Annotated in this window: 17 protein-coding genes; 8 read left to right on the forward strand and 9 right to left on the reverse strand. The window is 62.5% G+C overall.

Translation table 11 applies throughout. The features are described from left to right. Positions 1–135: 135 nt before the first annotated feature. The 5 genes from C7435_RS09650 to sdhC are packed head-to-tail and all read right to left on the reverse strand — an operon-like array spanning position 136 to position 3,921. A complete protein-coding gene (locus tag C7435_RS09650) occupies positions 136–915 on the reverse strand; it encodes a succinate dehydrogenase iron-sulfur subunit (RefSeq protein WP_075190070.1) in 780 nt (259 codons plus the stop codon). Between the two features lie 12 nt (positions 916–927). Then, positions 928–1,353 (reverse strand): DUF3052 domain-containing protein, encoded by a 426-nt coding sequence (locus C7435_RS09655; protein WP_121211164.1) that lies wholly within the window; start codon positions 1,351–1,353, stop codon positions 928–930. Between the two features lie 2 nt (positions 1,354–1,355). Further along, complete coding sequence (gene sdhA, locus C7435_RS09660; RefSeq protein WP_121211166.1) at positions 1,356–3,143, reverse strand: succinate dehydrogenase flavoprotein subunit; 1,788 nt, start codon at positions 3,141–3,143, stop codon at positions 1,356–1,358. A gap of 12 nt (positions 3,144–3,155) precedes the next feature. Continuing rightward, a complete protein-coding gene (gene sdhD, locus C7435_RS09665) occupies positions 3,156–3,527 on the reverse strand; it encodes a succinate dehydrogenase, hydrophobic membrane anchor protein (RefSeq protein WP_121211168.1) in 372 nt (123 codons plus the stop codon). A 1-nt stretch (position 3,528) separates the two neighbouring features. After that, on the reverse strand, positions 3,529–3,921 hold the full coding sequence (gene sdhC, locus C7435_RS09670) for a succinate dehydrogenase, cytochrome b556 subunit (RefSeq protein WP_121211170.1): 393 nt from the start codon (positions 3,919–3,921) through the stop codon (positions 3,529–3,531). Between the two features lie 238 nt (positions 3,922–4,159). Between sdhC and C7435_RS09675 the strand changes: the two genes are divergently transcribed. The 8 genes from C7435_RS09675 (at position 4,160) to C7435_RS09710 (ending at position 12,089) form a co-directional block, all read left to right on the forward strand. Beyond that, positions 4,160–5,032, forward strand: a complete 873-nt coding sequence (locus C7435_RS09675; RefSeq protein WP_121211171.1) for an SDR family oxidoreductase — start codon at positions 4,160–4,162, stop codon at positions 5,030–5,032. Between the two features lie 71 nt (positions 5,033–5,103). After that, entirely contained in the window at positions 5,104–6,948 is a 1,845-nt protein-coding gene (locus C7435_RS09680) for a DUF885 domain-containing protein (RefSeq protein WP_121211173.1), read from the forward strand. Further along, the gene (locus C7435_RS09685; protein ID WP_121211174.1) at positions 6,945–7,556 is read left to right on the forward strand and encodes a hypothetical protein; all 612 of its coding nucleotides are present in this window, start codon (positions 6,945–6,947) and stop codon (positions 7,554–7,556) included. Before C7435_RS09680 ends, C7435_RS09685 begins: the two co-directional genes overlap by 4 nt. A gap of 52 nt (positions 7,557–7,608) precedes the next feature. Further along, a complete protein-coding gene (mtaB, locus tag C7435_RS09690; protein ID WP_121211175.1) occupies positions 7,609–8,943 on the forward strand; it encodes a tRNA (N(6)-L-threonylcarbamoyladenosine(37)-C(2))-methylthiotransferase MtaB in 1,335 nt (444 codons plus the stop codon). Continuing rightward, entirely contained in the window at positions 8,940–9,869 is a 930-nt protein-coding gene (ftsY, locus tag C7435_RS09695) for a signal recognition particle-docking protein FtsY (RefSeq protein ID WP_121211177.1), read from the forward strand. The genes mtaB and ftsY overlap by 4 nt, the downstream gene beginning before the upstream one ends. A gap of 3 nt (positions 9,870–9,872) precedes the next feature. Next, positions 9,873–10,721 carry an EamA family transporter gene (locus C7435_RS09700; RefSeq protein WP_075190080.1) on the forward strand — a complete coding sequence of 283 codons (849 nt, stop codon included), beginning with the start codon at positions 9,873–9,875 and terminating at the stop codon, positions 10,719–10,721. A 21-nt stretch (positions 10,722–10,742) separates the two neighbouring features. After that, positions 10,743–11,390, forward strand: coding sequence for an inner membrane-spanning protein YciB (locus C7435_RS09705; RefSeq protein ID WP_075190081.1), 648 nt, complete (start codon positions 10,743–10,745; stop codon positions 11,388–11,390). Between the two features lie 84 nt (positions 11,391–11,474). Beyond that, positions 11,475–12,089 carry a MarR family winged helix-turn-helix transcriptional regulator gene (locus C7435_RS09710; protein ID WP_075190082.1) on the forward strand — a complete coding sequence of 205 codons (615 nt, stop codon included), beginning with the start codon at positions 11,475–11,477 and terminating at the stop codon, positions 12,087–12,089. On the opposite strand, the gene C7435_RS09715 is transcribed toward C7435_RS09710, so the two are convergent. The 4 genes from C7435_RS09715 to C7435_RS09730 are packed head-to-tail and all read right to left on the reverse strand — an operon-like array spanning position 12,086 to position 14,306. Next, positions 12,086–12,595, reverse strand: a complete 510-nt coding sequence (locus C7435_RS09715) for a thioredoxin domain-containing protein (RefSeq protein WP_075190083.1) — start codon at positions 12,593–12,595, stop codon at positions 12,086–12,088. The two genes, C7435_RS09710 and C7435_RS09715, sit on opposite strands and share 4 nt — an antisense overlap. Continuing rightward, positions 12,592–12,747: a heme exporter protein CcmD gene (ccmD, locus tag C7435_RS09720; protein ID WP_075190084.1), complete on the reverse strand. Its 156-nt coding sequence runs from the start codon at positions 12,745–12,747 to the stop codon at positions 12,592–12,594. Before ccmD ends, C7435_RS09715 begins: the two co-directional genes overlap by 4 nt. Next, the gene (ccmC, locus tag C7435_RS09725; RefSeq protein WP_121211178.1) at positions 12,744–13,493 is read right to left on the reverse strand and encodes a heme ABC transporter permease CcmC; all 750 of its coding nucleotides are present in this window, start codon (positions 13,491–13,493) and stop codon (positions 12,744–12,746) included. Before ccmC ends, ccmD begins: the two co-directional genes overlap by 4 nt. Before the next feature lie 9 nt (positions 13,494–13,502). Further along, positions 13,503–14,306, reverse strand: a complete 804-nt coding sequence (locus C7435_RS09730) for a hypothetical protein (RefSeq protein WP_143742989.1) — start codon at positions 14,304–14,306, stop codon at positions 13,503–13,505. Between the last annotated feature and the right edge of the window lie 3 nt (positions 14,307–14,309).

Below are 14,309 nucleotides of genomic sequence, written 5' to 3' on the forward strand. Positions count from 1 at the left end.
TTGCCCCCCAATGGGCGCCAAGCTAGCGCCCGCAGCCATGGTGCGCCAGTTACGCTTTTGTTGGATCGGCCCCCAACGAAAAGCCCCGCCTGTTCAGAAGACGGGGCTTGATCGAATTCGGCAATCGCGGGCCAGTCAGCCTTCGCGTTCGACCATCATCTGCTTGATCTCGCCGATCGCTTCCGCCGGGTTCAGGCCCTTCGGGCAGACCTGGGCGCAATTCATGATGGTGTGGCAGCGATAGAGCTTGAACGGGTCATTGAGCTCGTCGAGACGCTCGCCCGTGGCTTCGTCGCGGCTGTCGGCGAGCCAGCGATAGGCCTGCAGCAGGGCCGCCGGACCCATGTATTTGTCGCCATTCCACCAATAGGACGGGCAGGCCGTGGAGCAGGAAGCACACATGATGCACTCATAGAGACCATCCAGCTTTTCGCGCTGTTCCGGGCTCTGCTTCCACTCTTTTTCCGGCGCCGGCGTGTCGGTCTTGAGGTAGGGCTTCACCGCCGCGTGCTGGGCGTAGAATTGCGTCAGATCCGGGACCAGGTCGCGGACGACCGGCTGATGCGGCAGCGGCGAGATGGTGATCTCGCCCTTGTACTCGTCGATGCCGGACGTACAGGCGATCGTGTTGCGGCCGCCGATATTCATCGAACAGGAACCACACACACCTTCGCGGCAGGAGCGGCGGAAGGCCAGCGAGGCGTCGACATTATTCTTGATCCACAACAGGGCATCGAGAACCATTGGCCCGCAATCATCCATGTCGACCTTGTAGGTGTCCCAGCTCGGATTTTGGTCGGTTTCCGGATTATAGCGATAGACCTTGAAGGTGCGCGTATTCTTCGCCCCGTCCGGTGTCGGATGGGTCTTGCCCTTTTTCGGAGCGGAACCTTTGGGGAGTGTCAGCTGAACCATTTGGGTCCTCGTTCAGTTCACGACGCGCTTGGCGCGCGGGATCATCAGTTTCAGGCCGGACCAGATGTCGTCAACGGCACACACTTTCACATCGACCAGGTCAATGGGCAGGGCGACGTTGCGGATCACGTCCTCGGTCATGTCGGTTTCGACTTTCGACGCCTTCTTGGGCCAGGAGACCCAGATCATGCCGTCTTGCCGGATGGATGAGCGCAGGCGCGGCAGATCGGTCTCGAACGTGGCGCGCACCTTGGTGAAGTAATGCACATAGTCGAGCTCATCGCCCGCCGCGGCCGTCGCCTGCTCACGGTCAAACACCGCCGCCGCGCGCAGATCGTCATGCGCCTCGGGCAGATTCAGAAATGCCACCGCCTGCCCGTCCTTGAGGCCGAGCTTCTTTGGCAGGGGCGTGCCTGAATATCCGGCGGTTTGCGCCATGCCTAGTAAACCCGCGCCTTCGGCTTGATATACTCGATATCGTTGGACATCGTGTAGGTGTGGACCGGGCGGTAGTCGATCTTCACATTGCCGGCCTCGTCACACCAGGCCAGCGTGTGCTTCATCCACTTCTCGTCATCGCGATCGGAGAAATCCTCGCGGGCATGGGCGCCGCGGCTTTCCTCGCGATTGGCCGCACCGTTCACGGTCACCGCGGCCTGGGACAGGAGATTGTCCAGCTCGAGGGTTTCCATGAGATCAGTATTCCACACCATGGTGCGATCGGTGACGCCGATATCCGGCATTCCGGTGTAGACATTCTTGATCGCTTCGACGCCTTCGGCGAGGACATCGCCAGTACGGAAGACCGCGCAGTTGTTCTGCATCGAGCGCTGCATTTCCAGCCGCAGCTTGGCGGTCGGCGTGCCGCCAGCGGCATTGCGGTATTTGTCGAGACGATCGAGCGAGAGCTGTCCGTCAGCGGCCTTGACTTCCGGCTGGCTCGCACCGGCCTTGACCGTTTCACCCAGGCGCAGACCCGCCGCGCGACCGAAGACCACCAGGTCAATCAGCGAGTTCGAGCCGAGGCGGTTGGCGCCATGCACTGACACGCAAGCTGCCTCACCGACAGCCATCAGGCCCGGCACGACCGTATCGGCATCGCCGCCGACCTTGGTCAGGACTTCGCCGTGATAATTGGTCGGGATGCCGCCCATATTGTAGTGGACCGTCGGCAGGACCGGGATCGGCTCCTTGGTCACATCGACACCGGCAAAGACGCGGGCGCTCTCGGAAATGCCCGGCAGACGCTCGCCCAGAATGTCCGGATCGAGATGATCGAGATGGAGGTGGATATGGTCGCCATTGGCGCCGACACCGCGGCCCTCGCGGATTTCCATCGTCATCGAGCGTGAGACGACATCGCGAGAAGCGAGGTCTTTCGCCGACGGGGCATAGCGCTCCATGAAGCGTTCGCCATTGGAATTGGTCAGATAACCGCCTTCACCGCGGGCACCCTCTGTGATCAGGCAGCCGGCGCCGTAAATGCCGGTCGGATGGAATTGCACGAATTCCATGTCCTGGAGCGGCAGGCCTGCCCGCAGCACCATGGCATTGCCGTCACCGGTACAGGTGTGGGCCGAAGTGGCGGAGAAATAGGCGCGGCCATAGCCGCCCGTTGCCAGGACCACGGTCTGGGCACGGAAACGGTGCAGCGTACCGTCATCCAGCTTCCAGGCGGTGATGCCGCGGCAGACACCGTCATCATCCATGATCAGGTCGAGCGCGAAATACTCGATGAAGAATTCGGTCTCATTGCGCACGGACTGACCGTAAAGCGTGTGCAGGATGGCGTGGCCGGTCCGGTCGGCAGCGGCACATGTGCGCTGGACAGGACCTTCGCCGTAATTCTTGGTCATGCCGCCGAAGGCGCGCTGGTAGATCTTGCCATCCTCGGTGCGCGAGAAGGGCACGCCCCAATGTTCCAGCTCATAAACCGCAGCCGGCGCCTCGCGGCACAGGTATTCGATGGCGTCCTGATCGCCCAGCCAGTCCGACCCCTTGACGGTGTCATACATGTGCCAGCGCCAGTCATCCTCGCCCATATTGCCGAGCGAGGCGGAAATCCCGCCCTGGGCCGCAACCGTGTGCGAGCGGGTCGGGAAAACCTTGGTGATGCAGGCGGTCTTCAGACCGGCCTGGGAAGCGCCCAGAGCAGCGCGAAGGCCTGAGCCCCCGGCGCCGACGACGACCACGTCATAGGTGTGATCGATCCATTTGTATTCGGCCATGTCGTGCGTCCGTTAAAGCGCGAGTTTGAGCAGGGCAAAGGCTGTCACCAGCCACAGCCCCAGCGTCAGGAAAGTATTGCCCAGCATCAAAAGCGTCTTGGTGCTGTGCTTGTGGACATAGTCCTCAATGATCACCTGCATGCCGAAACGCATGTGCGACAGACCGGCGGTCAGGGTGAGCAGTGTGATGATGGCGCCGGCGGGGCTGGCGAAAAATTCGGTCGCGTTCGCCGGGGCGCCGGACTTGGCCAGCATCCAGACGAAGATCGGCGCCAGGAAGAAGAGTGCAACGGAAGTGACCCGGTGGGCGACCCAGTGGCTGGTGCCGTGACCTGATGCGCCCAGTCCACGGACCTTGGCGGTGGGGGTGCGGTAATCACTCATCTCAAATCCCCAGATCGAGCCAGATCAGCGCGGTCGGGATGACGGCACCGAAAATGATCAGGATGGATCGCAGGTTCGAACCCTTGGGATCATAACCCTTGCCTGCATCCCACAAGAGGTGGCGCAGCCCGTTGAGCCAGTGATAGCTGACCGAATAGGTCAGGGCGATCAGGCCGAAGCGGGTAACCCAGGCCATCCAGCCCTCGAACAGGAAGGCGATGGAGCCCTCGGCTTCGAAGGCCATGAGTATGACCCAGACGCTGATCGCGACCGCGCCGATATAATTCGCCACTCCGGTGACGCGATGAAGAATGGACGACGCCATCGTCGCGTGCCAGCGCCACACTTGCAGGTGCGGCGACATCGGACGCGGATCAGACCAGTCGGAAGACATGAGGCAGCCCTTCGCTATTTTGCCCGGCACTCTTGCGTCGGGAACCCGCGCGGCAGCCCCGCCGACGCGGAAAGTCGGTGTCGGTGCAGCACAATAGGCCTGAAGTTGTCAGGGTCAACGCGCCGCGAAGCGCACCGCTGACAACATCCGGACATTTTTTCCGGTATTCGGTACGCAATCGCGTTGGCCAACACGCCCAAGCAGCCTAGATTGCATCCAAGCCTGCAAGGATCTCACGATGAGCCAGACCCAACCAACCGCCGTTGTAACCGGCGCCTCCACCGGTATTGGCGCGGCCTGCGTCAAACGTCTCGTCGATGAAGGCTGGCGCGTTTTCGCCGGTGTCCGCAAACCGGAAGACGGCGAGCGTCTGAAAACGGAGCTCGGCGCCAGCCTTGTTCCCGTCATCATCGATGTCACTGACATGGCGAGCGTCAATGCGGCCGCTGTGATCGTCCGCGAGGCGCTGAACGGGGAAACCCTCAAAGGCCTGGTCAACAATGCTGGCATCGCTGTCGCCGGGCCGATGCTGGAATTGCCGATCGAGGAATTCCAGACCCAGATGGACGTCAATGTGACCGGCATTGTCCGTGTCACCCGGGCGTTCGGCCCCTTGCTCGGTGTCGATGAGAGCCTCAAAGGCGAGCCGGGCCGCATCGTGATGATGTCCTCGGTCGCCGGTGAGATGGGCGCCCCCTTCCTGGGGCCCTATGCCGCGTCCAAGCATGCCGTTGAAGGCATCAGCAAATCGCTGCGGCGCGAACTCATGCTGTACGGGGTCGAGGTCATTGTGATCGGTCCGGGTGCCGTCGCCACGCCAATCTGGTCGAAGGCGGAAGAGATCGACACCACGCCCTATGAAAACAGCCCCTTCTTCGAGGCGATGACGCGGATCCAGGGCTGGATGGCCAAGAATGGTCCCGCCGGCTTTCCGCCGTCGAAAATCGCGGATCGCGTCTTCCGGGCCTTCACCGAAGCCAAGCCACGCTTTCGCTATGCCATCGTGCCGGACCGTCTGACCAATTGGTCACTGCCGAAAATCCTGCCGGAGCGGCTGGTCAACAACATGGTGGCCAAGCGCGTGGGCTTGCAGCGCAAGCCGCGCGGATAAGGTGCGCATGACGGGCTGACTTGCGAGCCATGTCGCGGCGGGCCATCCTCTGCCCAACAGGGGAGAGAACCATGCTTTTTCAACGACCCGCCCGCCTGCTCGCCGGCGCTTCGCTGCTCGCGTTGAGCCTTGCCGTGCCATCTGCCGTGACCGCGGAGATGCCTGCGCCGACTGCCAAAGCTGCAAGCCAGGCCGATGCCGCCAGCGCCAGCGCCGCATTCTCGCAGCTGATCGAGGACTTCGAAGCCTTCGAGCGCGAGAACAGCCCGGGTGCCCGCGCCCGGGATGGCGATCTGGAAGCGGCCGGCCAATGGTATGATGTCAGCGAGGCCACACTCGACGCGCAGGCCGAAGCGGAAGCCGGTTTCCTCGCGCGCCTTGAAGCGATTGAACCCGAACAGCTTGATCCCAGCGAACAAATTTCCCACGCCGTGCTCGACTACATCCTGCGGTTCCGGGTCGAGCTGGCGCCGTTTGACGAAGCGCGCCAACCCTTTCAGAACGACAGCGGCTTCTTCTCCGCTCCGTCCTACGCCTCTTCGTCGACCCGACTGCGCACGATCGAGCGGGCTGACGCCTGGGTGACCCGGATCACTGCCATTCCCGACTTCTTTGACGCCAATATCGCCTGGATGCGCCGGGGACTGGCCGACGGATTTACCCAACCGCGCCTGATTGCCGAGCTGGCCGCCTCCCAAGTCGAGGCCCTGAGCGATCCGGACACCTTGCACGCGCTGCTGATCGCGCCGATCGATACCCTGCCCGAAGGCCTGCCGGCCGATGAGCGCGCCCGGGTCCGCGCCGAGGCCGAAGCTGCGATCCGGGATGCCGCCATCCCCGCCTATGAAAACCTGCTCGCCTTCTTCCGCGACGAGTACATTCCGCAGACCCGCGAAAGCCTGGGCATTTCAGAGGTCGCCGAGGGTCGCCAATATTACCAGACGCTGGTGCGCTACCACACGACGCTGGATACCTCGCCGGAGGAGGTTCATCAGCGCGGCCTCAACGAGGTTGCCCGCATCCGCTCCGAAATGGACGAGGTGATCTCGCGGACCGGTTTTGAGGGCACATTCGCCGAATTCCTGAACTTCCTGCGCACCGATCCGCAATTCTATGCCGAAACACCGGAAGAATTACTGATGCATGCCGCCTGGATATCCAAGCGGGCCGACGATGCCATGCCGCGCTTTTTCGGCCATCTTCCGCGCCTACCCTATGGCGTCCGGCCTGTGCCTGACACCATGGCGCCGACCTATACGACGGGTCGCTATTGGCCGGGCGATATCGAGAATGGTGTCGCCGGCGGCTATATGGTCAACACCTATGACCTGACCCAGCGCCCGCTCTACACATTGCCAGCCCTGACCGTGCACGAAGCGGTTCCCGGACATCACCACCAGATCTCCATTGCCGCCGAGCTGGAGGACGTCCCCGACTTCCGCCGCAACAGCTACATCACCGCCTTCGGGGAGGGTTGGGGCCTCTATACCGAGACGCTCGCGACCGATATGGGTCTGTATACAACGCCCTACGAGGAATTCGGCCGTTTGACCTACGAGATGTGGCGCGCCTGCCGGCTCGTGGTCGACACGGGCATCCATTACATGGGCTGGACCCAGGAACAGGCCGAAGCCTGCCTGCTGGAAAATTCGGCCCTCGCCCCGCACAATGTCCGCACCGAGGTCCAGCGCTATATTTCCTGGCCCGGCCAGGCGCTCGCCTATAAATCCGGCGAGTTGTTGATCCGCGACCTGCGCGCACAGGCCGAAGCCCAACTCGGCGCTGATTTCGATATCCGCGCCTTCCACGATCACCTGCTCGCCGATGGCGCCATGCCGCTCTCGGCACTTGAAGCCAAGATGCTGGCCTGGATCGAAGACCAGGTGGCAGCGCTGACCGCCGGGGACGACGAATGATCGCCTTCGCCCTCACTGACGCGCTGGTCACGGTCGGCGCCATCCTTGGTATCTATCTGCTGTGGCCGCACCGCCGCGACGGCAAGGTCCGGATGATCCGCCTCGGCCTTGGATTGATGGGCATCGCCGCGCTGATCGGTGCGGTCCGCTTTGCTTCCGGTCAGGTCAATGAGCTGGAATGGGCCCACAGCCTGGCCAGCACATTTGCAGCGGCGGCCGGACTTTTGCTGATCTCGGTCGGCCTGATCCTGAAGGCCAATGCCGTGAAACTGGATTCCGGCATTACCCGCTATGTCCGCTACGGGCTGCCAGCGCTTGTCGCCTTCGTGATGTTCTTCCCCGGCACCGGTCCGGTGATCAGCGCCCTCCCGCTGCTGGGCCTGGCCCTGGGAGCGACGGCCAGTGTCATGTTGATCCTTAAAGGCAAACAGTCGACCGGCCTGGTCTGGCTGGCGTCCTTTGCCCTGATCGGGCTGGCCTCGGTGCTGATCGGAGACAGTCGCAGCGAAAGCACGTTCGGCATCACAAATTGGCACCTCTATCACGCCATGCTGGGCATCTGGGCGGTTCTGGTCGGCGAGGCGACAAAACGGCTGATGGCGCGCTGATTGCCCGCGCCGCTTGACGATTTGCCGCCACTCCACCACTTATCCGCTCTCCATGAGCGCGCATGATGACAATCCGGCTGCTTCCGGTGCCGACACGCCGCCCACGCGGCCGGTCGAGACCGAAGTCGGGCTCGACATTCTCACCTTTGGCTGCCGGCTGAATGCCTGGGAGAGCGAGGTCATGCGCAAGCATGCCCGCGAGCAGGGGCTGACCAACACAATTCTCGTCAACACGTGCGCGGTGACCAATGAGGCCGTCCGCCAGGCCCGCCAACACATCCGCCGCGCCCGCCGCGACAATCCCGATGCCCAGATCATCGTCACCGGCTGCGCCGCCCAGGTCGATCCCGAGATGTTCGGGAACATGCCGGAAGTGAACCGCGTGATCGGCAATGATGAAAAACTGAAAGCGGAAACCTACAAGCCCGCTGATCTTCTGGGTGGAACAGAGAAGGTCCGCGTCAACGACATCATGAGCGTGACCGAGACCGCCGGCCATCTGGTCGAGGGCATGGAGGGCCGTGCCCGCGCCTATGTCCAGGTCCAGAATGGCTGCGACCACCGCTGCACCTTCTGCATCATCCCCTATGGTCGCGGCAATTCCCGGTCGGTTGGCGCCGGCGAGGTGGTCGACCAGATCAAGACTCTGGTCGACAGCGGCCACAGCGAAGTGGTGCTGACCGGTGTCGATCTGACCTCATGGGGCGATGACCTGCCCGGCAAGCCGCCATTGGGTCGTCTGGTCCAATCAATCCTCAAACACGTGCCCAACCTGCCGCGCCTGCGTCTGTCCTCGATCGATGCGATCGAGATCGACGAAGCGCTGTTCGAAGCCGTTACCAGCGAGACCCGGATCGCGCCCTATCTGCACCTCTCCCTGCAGGCCGGCGACGACATGATCCTCAAGCGCATGAAGCGCCGCCATCTGCGCGACGACGCCATCGCCCTGTGCGAACGCCTGAAGGCGGCCCGGCCCGAAATCGCCTTCGGGGCCGACATGATCGCCGGTTTCCCGACCGAGACCGAAGCCATGTTCGAGAACTCGATCCGGCTCGTGGACGAGTGTCGGCTCGCCTATCTGCATGTTTTCCCCTACTCGCCGCGCCCCGGCACACCGGCTGCGCGCATGCCGCAACTTGATCGCGCCGTGATCAAGGACCGCGCCACCCGGCTCCGTGCCAAGGCGGACGAGGCGTTGGCCGCCCATCTGGACGGCATGATCGGCCTCGAAAAAGCTGCCCTCGTTGAAAAGCCCGGTTTTGCCCGGGCCGGAAATTTCGCTGGCATCCGCATTCCGGACGCTGAATTCCCGCGCCCCGGTGCGCTTGTCGATATCGCGATATCGGGGCATGACGGGCGCGAACTGCAAGGGGTCATTACCGGATGAGCGAGAAGAAGCCCGGTTTCTTCTCCCGGCTGGCGGAGGGGCTGAAACGCTCCTCGTCCAAGCTGGGCGACAGCGTCAGTGCGATCTTCACCAAGCGCAAGCTCGACCGCGAAGCGCTGGACGAACTCGAAGACGTGCTGATCGCCGCCGATCTCGGTGCCGTGGCGGCCGCGCGGGTGACCGAGCGGTTGGCCAAGGACCGGTTCGACAAGGAAGTCACCGATGAGGAAGTCCGCGAAGCCCTGGCCGATGTGGTGGCGGAGACCCTTACTCCGCTGGAGCAGGCGCTCGACCTGAGCGGCACCAAGCCACAAGTCGTGCTCTTCGTCGGCGTCAATGGTTCCGGCAAGACCACGACGCTGGGCAAGATTGCCGTCAAGCTGAAGCGCGAAGGTCGCAACCCGGTCCTCGCCGCTGGCGACACTTTCCGCGCCGCCGCCATCGAACAGGTCACCATCTGGGGCGAACGGGCCGATGCGCCTGTCATCAAACGGGAAATCGGCGCAGACGCCGCCGGCCTCGCCTTCGATGCCATCGACCAGGCCGACCGCGACGGTCATGACGTAGTCCTGATCGATACGGCCGGCCGCCTGCAGAACAAGGCTGAGCTTATGGACGAGCTCAGGAAGGTCGTCCGCGTTATCAAGAAGCGCATGCCAGACGCGCCGCACCATGTCGTCCTCGTGCTGGACGGCACCGTCGGTTCGAACGCCGTTTCGCAGACGCAGGCCTTCCTCGAAGCGTCCGAGGTCACCGGTGTGGTAATGACCAAGCTGGACGGCACCGCCAAAGGCGGCGCTCTCGTCCAGGTCGCCGAGAAATTCCAGCTTCCGATCCATTATATCGGGATCGGCGAAGGCGAGGCCGACCTGCAGCCCTTCTCGGCCCGCGATTTCTCGCGCGCCCTGGCCGGGCTGGACAGCTAGCGCGTGGACAGTCCGATCGCCCTTGCCACCCTGGCGATGCTGGGTTCGGCGTTGGCACACGCGATCATGACCCTGCTGACCAAACAGGCGAATGACCGGCTGGTCTTTCGCGGCCTGACCCAAGGTTTTCTTGCGGTTCTCATTCTGCCCTGGCTCCTGTTTCAACCGATCCCGCCCTGGGAGGTCTGGCGTTTCCTGCTCGCCGGCGCGGTCGTGATCTGGGCTTTCAACATGCTGCTGGTCGCCGCCTTCAACGAGGGCGAGATGAATCTCGCCTATCCGGTCATGCGCGGCGCGGCGCCGGCTCTGGCCGCGATTGCCGCCTTCGTTTTCCTGCGGGAGACCGTCTCGCTCGGCCAGATGGCGGGGCTCGGCGTTGCAACAGCGGCGCTGATCGGCTTTGCCTGGCCGGAGAAAAATGGCCGGCCCAAGCTGAAACTCATCCTTCTGGCGCTTGCCGCTGCCAGCATGACGGCCAGCTATACCGTGATCGATGCCGCCGGCGTGCGCACCTCGGGCCGGCTCTTCATCTATCTCGGCTGGTTCTTCGTCCTGTCCGGCCTGACCATCCTTCCGACAGCAATCTTCCGGCGCGGCGGTCGCTTCCTGGCAATCGCCCGGCAGGAGACCAGACCGGCCCTGATGTGCATGGGTTTCAATCTCGCCACCTACGGCCTGGCGCTTTACGCCTATGCCAACGCCCCGGTCGCGCCGATGGCGGCGCTGCGCGAACTTTCCATCGTGCTCGGGGCCATCCTGGCGGCGGTCGTGCTGAAGGAACCCTTCGGTGCACGGCGCACCGTGCTTGCAATCTGTCTTGCTGCCGGGCTCGTATTACTTCAGGTGATGTAAACCGCAAACGGAGTACCGACCTTGGCCCAGACCCAGAAAACGTCCGAGCAGAGCTCGCGCCTCCTGATCGAAGCCGGCCCCATCGGGGTCTGGATCGTCGTCTATAATGTCGCGCGCATGTTTGCCGCCGACCAAGCCATCTATATCGGCACCGGCGCCTACATGCTCGCCGCGACCATCGCCCTGGTGATGTCGATCCGGATTGAGAAGCGCATTCCACCAATGTTGGTGATGACCACAATCATCGTGCTGGGCCTCGGAGCGATCGGAATAGTCCTGCAAGATCCGATTTTCATTTACGCCAAGCCCACCATCATCAACCTGTTTCTGTCGTTCATGATTTTCACGAGCATGGCGTTTGGCGTGAATGTCTGGAAGCTGTTTTTCAAACACATTTTTCAACTTCCAGATCATGTCTGGACCATCTACGCGATCCGCTGGGGCTTGTGGTTCCAATTCCTCGCATTCCTGAACGAATTGATGTGGCGTCACATCACCGATTCGACCGTCCCCGAGAGCGCGCGCTGGTTTTCGGGGCTGATTCTCTCAGAAAATTTTTGGGCAAATGCAAAACTGGGGGTCATCGGCCTGTCAGTTATTTTCATGGCTGCGCAGTTCCCATTGCTAATGAAATATCAGCGTCCTGTGGACGGCAACGACGACGCCTGAGTCCGACACTCCGTGTTCGGACATTTGTCATTTTCGCGTTATAAATCCGCCCTAGGATAAATTCCCGAACAGCCGGGGGCAGGCATGGCGCACGACAAGCACGACACCAAAGGCTTCGACCTGTCAGACTCGCCGGGACACCTGCTCCACCGGTCCCAGCAATTTGCCGCGGAACGCTTCACCAAGGCGATGGCCGGGGCCAAGCTGACACAGCGTCAATTCGCCGTCCTGCACGCCACCGCGCAGGAAGAGGGCCTGACCCAGACCCAGCTGGTCAAATCGACCGGGATCGATCGCTCCACCCTGGCCGAACTGGTCGCGCGCATGGTCAAGAACGGCCTGCTCGAGCGCGAAAAACTGGCCGACGACGCCCGCGCCAACGCCGTCAAGCTGACCGAAAGCGGCCGCGCCCTGTTGGAGGCCGCAACGCTGGGCGCCATGGAGGCCGACAAGGCCATTCTGTCAGCCTTGCCCAAGAACAAACGCGCCAGTTTCATCGAGACCCTGCGCCGGATCGCCGAAACGCTTGAAAAGGGCGAGGAAGCAGCCAAGCAGGCCAAGCTGATTGCCAAGGAAAAGAAGAAGAAGGCCAAGAAGAAGGCCAAGGAAAAAGCCAAGGCCAAGGCGAAAAAGGCCGAAAAGAAGGGCAAGAAATCCAAGAAACACCGGGCCGACGCCCCCGACACCGCAACCGCCTAGTCGCGCAAGGCCCGGTCAATCGCCGGATAGATCGTCTGGCGCAGCGCATCGGCTGTCAGCGGACCCGGCCAGCGCGCCAGGATTTGCCCGTCCAGGATAACCAGCGTCTCCGGCGCGCCAACGACCCCCAGCGCGATGACGGACAGATTGTCCCGGTCCTGCATCACTGCGTGGAACGGGTCACCGAGATCATCAAGGAATTGGTTGGCATCGTCCGCACTGTCGCGCCAGTTTAGGCCGTAGATCGCAATCCCCTCGCTGCGTAGCGCCATCAGGACAGGATGTTCGGCATGACAGGGGGCGCACCAGCTCCCCCAGACATTGAGCAGCCAAGGCCCATCAATCGCTGCCGGATCGAAAGCCTGGCGCCCAGCCAGTTCGGTCATTTCAAGATTTGGCAAGGGAGTCGGCGGCGGCGCGTGGTCAACGAGGAAATAGCGCCAGCCAATTGTTCCGGCCAAACCGACAACCGCGATCCAGGCCGCAATCCGGACACCCCGGATCATGCCTCGTCTTCCTCGATCCGGCGCAAGGCGTCGCGCGCAGCCTTGCGTTCGAGCAGGGCATGGACGACCAGCGCGCCAATCACCAGCGCCGAAACCGCCCAGGTCGGCCAGACAAAGGCGGCATAACCGCCCATGGCAAGAAACTCACTCATGACACAGCTTCCTCACGCTGCCGGGCGACATGGTCCCTCCGACGTTGCAGGGCGCGGACCCGCCGACGCAGGGCCTGACTGCGCAGCCGGTAGAGGATCAGCCAGCCGGCCAGACAGGTATAGGCCAGCGCCATGATGGCGAGTGGCCAGAGCTGGCTGGAATGGATGGTCGGCCCGTCGAGCCGGATCACCGAGGCCGGCTGGTGCAGGCTCGACCACCAGTCGACAGAGAACTTCACGATCACCAGATTGAGGATGCCCGCCATGGCGAGGATGGCGCCGGTTCGGGCCGCCTGCTGGGCGTCGTCGAGCGCCGCCCGCAGAGCCATATAACCGAGGTAGACCAGGAGCAGGACGAGGACCGAGGTCATGCGCGCATCCCACTCCCACCAGGTCCCCCACATCGGCTTGCCCCAGAGCGAGCCGGTAAAGAGCGCCAGAATGGTGAACGCGGCCCCGATCGGCGCAATCACTTCAGCTGCCGTGTCGGCCAGCGCATGGCGCCAGACGAAATAGACAAAGCTGGCAACCGCCAGCGCCGCATAAAGTGCCATCGCCATATAAGCCGCCGGCACATGCACATACATGATCCGGATGGTCTCGCCCTGCTGATAGTCCGGCGGCGAGTTGAAGAAGGCCAGCCAGACACCAACGCCGAACAAGACAAGCGCCAACGCCCCGAAGATCGGGATCAGGATACGAGCCAGCTGGTCAAAACGCTGGGGGTTGGAGAAGTAGGACAGCATGGCACCGGCTTAATCAGTCTGCTCGCACCCGACAAGCGCCACAGTGCCGCACATCAGTGCATGTTGGCGACCCAAAGCGGCAACAGGGTCCCCACCGAACCAGGCGCGAAACGGCTCAGCGAGAAACTCGCGAAAGACCGATTGCGGGACCGTGAGCGCATAGGGGCCTTCTGCGTATCCCCCAAGACCATAAGAACCACTCCAGAAAGTGAGGCCCCCAAATACCTCGATTTCTGTTGAAGGCGCGAAGGTTGGGGGTGACATGAATGTGGTAGCGGTGCGTATCCGGTCAGCAACACCACCATGCCGGCCACGCACCATTTTCTGGCGTTCAAGATCGGTCGCAATGGCCTCATTGATCGCGGCGATGGCCGGATCGAGACTCTCAGGGGCAAACAGGGTTTCGAACTCGATCAATCGACCGGTGCCACGATTCCATAGTTCGGCCGCACGCCACATTTCGCCGTGCGCGCCCCCCTGATAGAGGAATTCGGTCCGCAAAACCGACATGACTTCTGGAGTTGATGAGATCAACGCCCATTCGACATCATATCGCTCGACATTGCCCTCATTGATTTCGCGCCCAGCCGACAGGATCTCACGCGCCCGACGCTGCATGGCGTCGAGAACATCGCGGTCAAGAGCGATCTGCGGATCAATATTCGCAGTCGCCTCATAGCCGGGCTCATGCAGGGTGAATTCGAGCTCACTATCCGCGTCTGAATCAGCTGGTTCTGAAACCATCAAAGCCAGACCGAACAACACAACAGCAAGTTCGTTCAAAGTCATTCCTCCAAGCCGACGCCGTCCCAAGAG

The organism is Maricaulis maris, assembly GCF_003634045.1.
In the GTDB taxonomy this organism is placed as follows: Bacteria; Pseudomonadota; Alphaproteobacteria; order Caulobacterales; family Maricaulaceae; genus Maricaulis; species Maricaulis maris.

Excerpts from the sequence above, each read along its gene's own strand:
- ccmC (WP_121211178.1), bottom strand. The coding sequence starts at position 13,493 with ATGCTGTCCTACTTCTCCAACCCCCAGCGTTTTGACCAGCTGGCTCGT.
- ccmD (WP_075190084.1), bottom strand. The coding sequence starts at position 12,747 with ATGAGTGAGTTTCTTGCCATGGGCGGTTATGCCGCCTTTGTCTGGCCG.
- C7435_RS09685 (WP_121211174.1), top strand. The coding sequence starts at position 6,945 with ATGATCGCCTTCGCCCTCACTGACGCGCTGGTCACGGTCGGCGCCATC.
- C7435_RS09710 (WP_075190082.1), top strand. The coding sequence starts at position 11,475 with ATGGCGCACGACAAGCACGACACCAAAGGCTTCGACCTGTCAGACTCG.
- C7435_RS09655 (WP_121211164.1), bottom strand. The coding sequence starts at position 1,353 with ATGGCGCAAACCGCCGGATATTCAGGCACGCCCCTGCCAAAGAAGCTC.
- C7435_RS09680 (WP_121211173.1), top strand. The coding sequence starts at position 5,104 with ATGCTTTTTCAACGACCCGCCCGCCTGCTCGCCGGCGCTTCGCTGCTC.
- C7435_RS09715 (WP_075190083.1), bottom strand. The coding sequence starts at position 12,595 with ATGATCCGGGGTGTCCGGATTGCGGCCTGGATCGCGGTTGTCGGTTTG.
- ftsY (WP_121211177.1), top strand. The coding sequence starts at position 8,940 with ATGAGCGAGAAGAAGCCCGGTTTCTTCTCCCGGCTGGCGGAGGGGCTG.
- sdhD (WP_121211168.1), bottom strand. The coding sequence starts at position 3,527 with ATGAGTGATTACCGCACCCCCACCGCCAAGGTCCGTGGACTGGGCGCA.
- C7435_RS09675 (WP_121211171.1), top strand. The coding sequence starts at position 4,160 with ATGAGCCAGACCCAACCAACCGCCGTTGTAACCGGCGCCTCCACCGGT.
- sdhC (WP_121211170.1), bottom strand. The coding sequence starts at position 3,921 with ATGTCTTCCGACTGGTCTGATCCGCGTCCGATGTCGCCGCACCTGCAA.
- C7435_RS09650 (WP_075190070.1), bottom strand. The coding sequence starts at position 915 with ATGGTTCAGCTGACACTCCCCAAAGGTTCCGCTCCGAAAAAGGGCAAG.
- sdhA (WP_121211166.1), bottom strand. The coding sequence starts at position 3,143 with ATGGCCGAATACAAATGGATCGATCACACCTATGACGTGGTCGTCGTC.
- mtaB (WP_121211175.1), top strand. The coding sequence starts at position 7,609 with ATGAGCGCGCATGATGACAATCCGGCTGCTTCCGGTGCCGACACGCCG.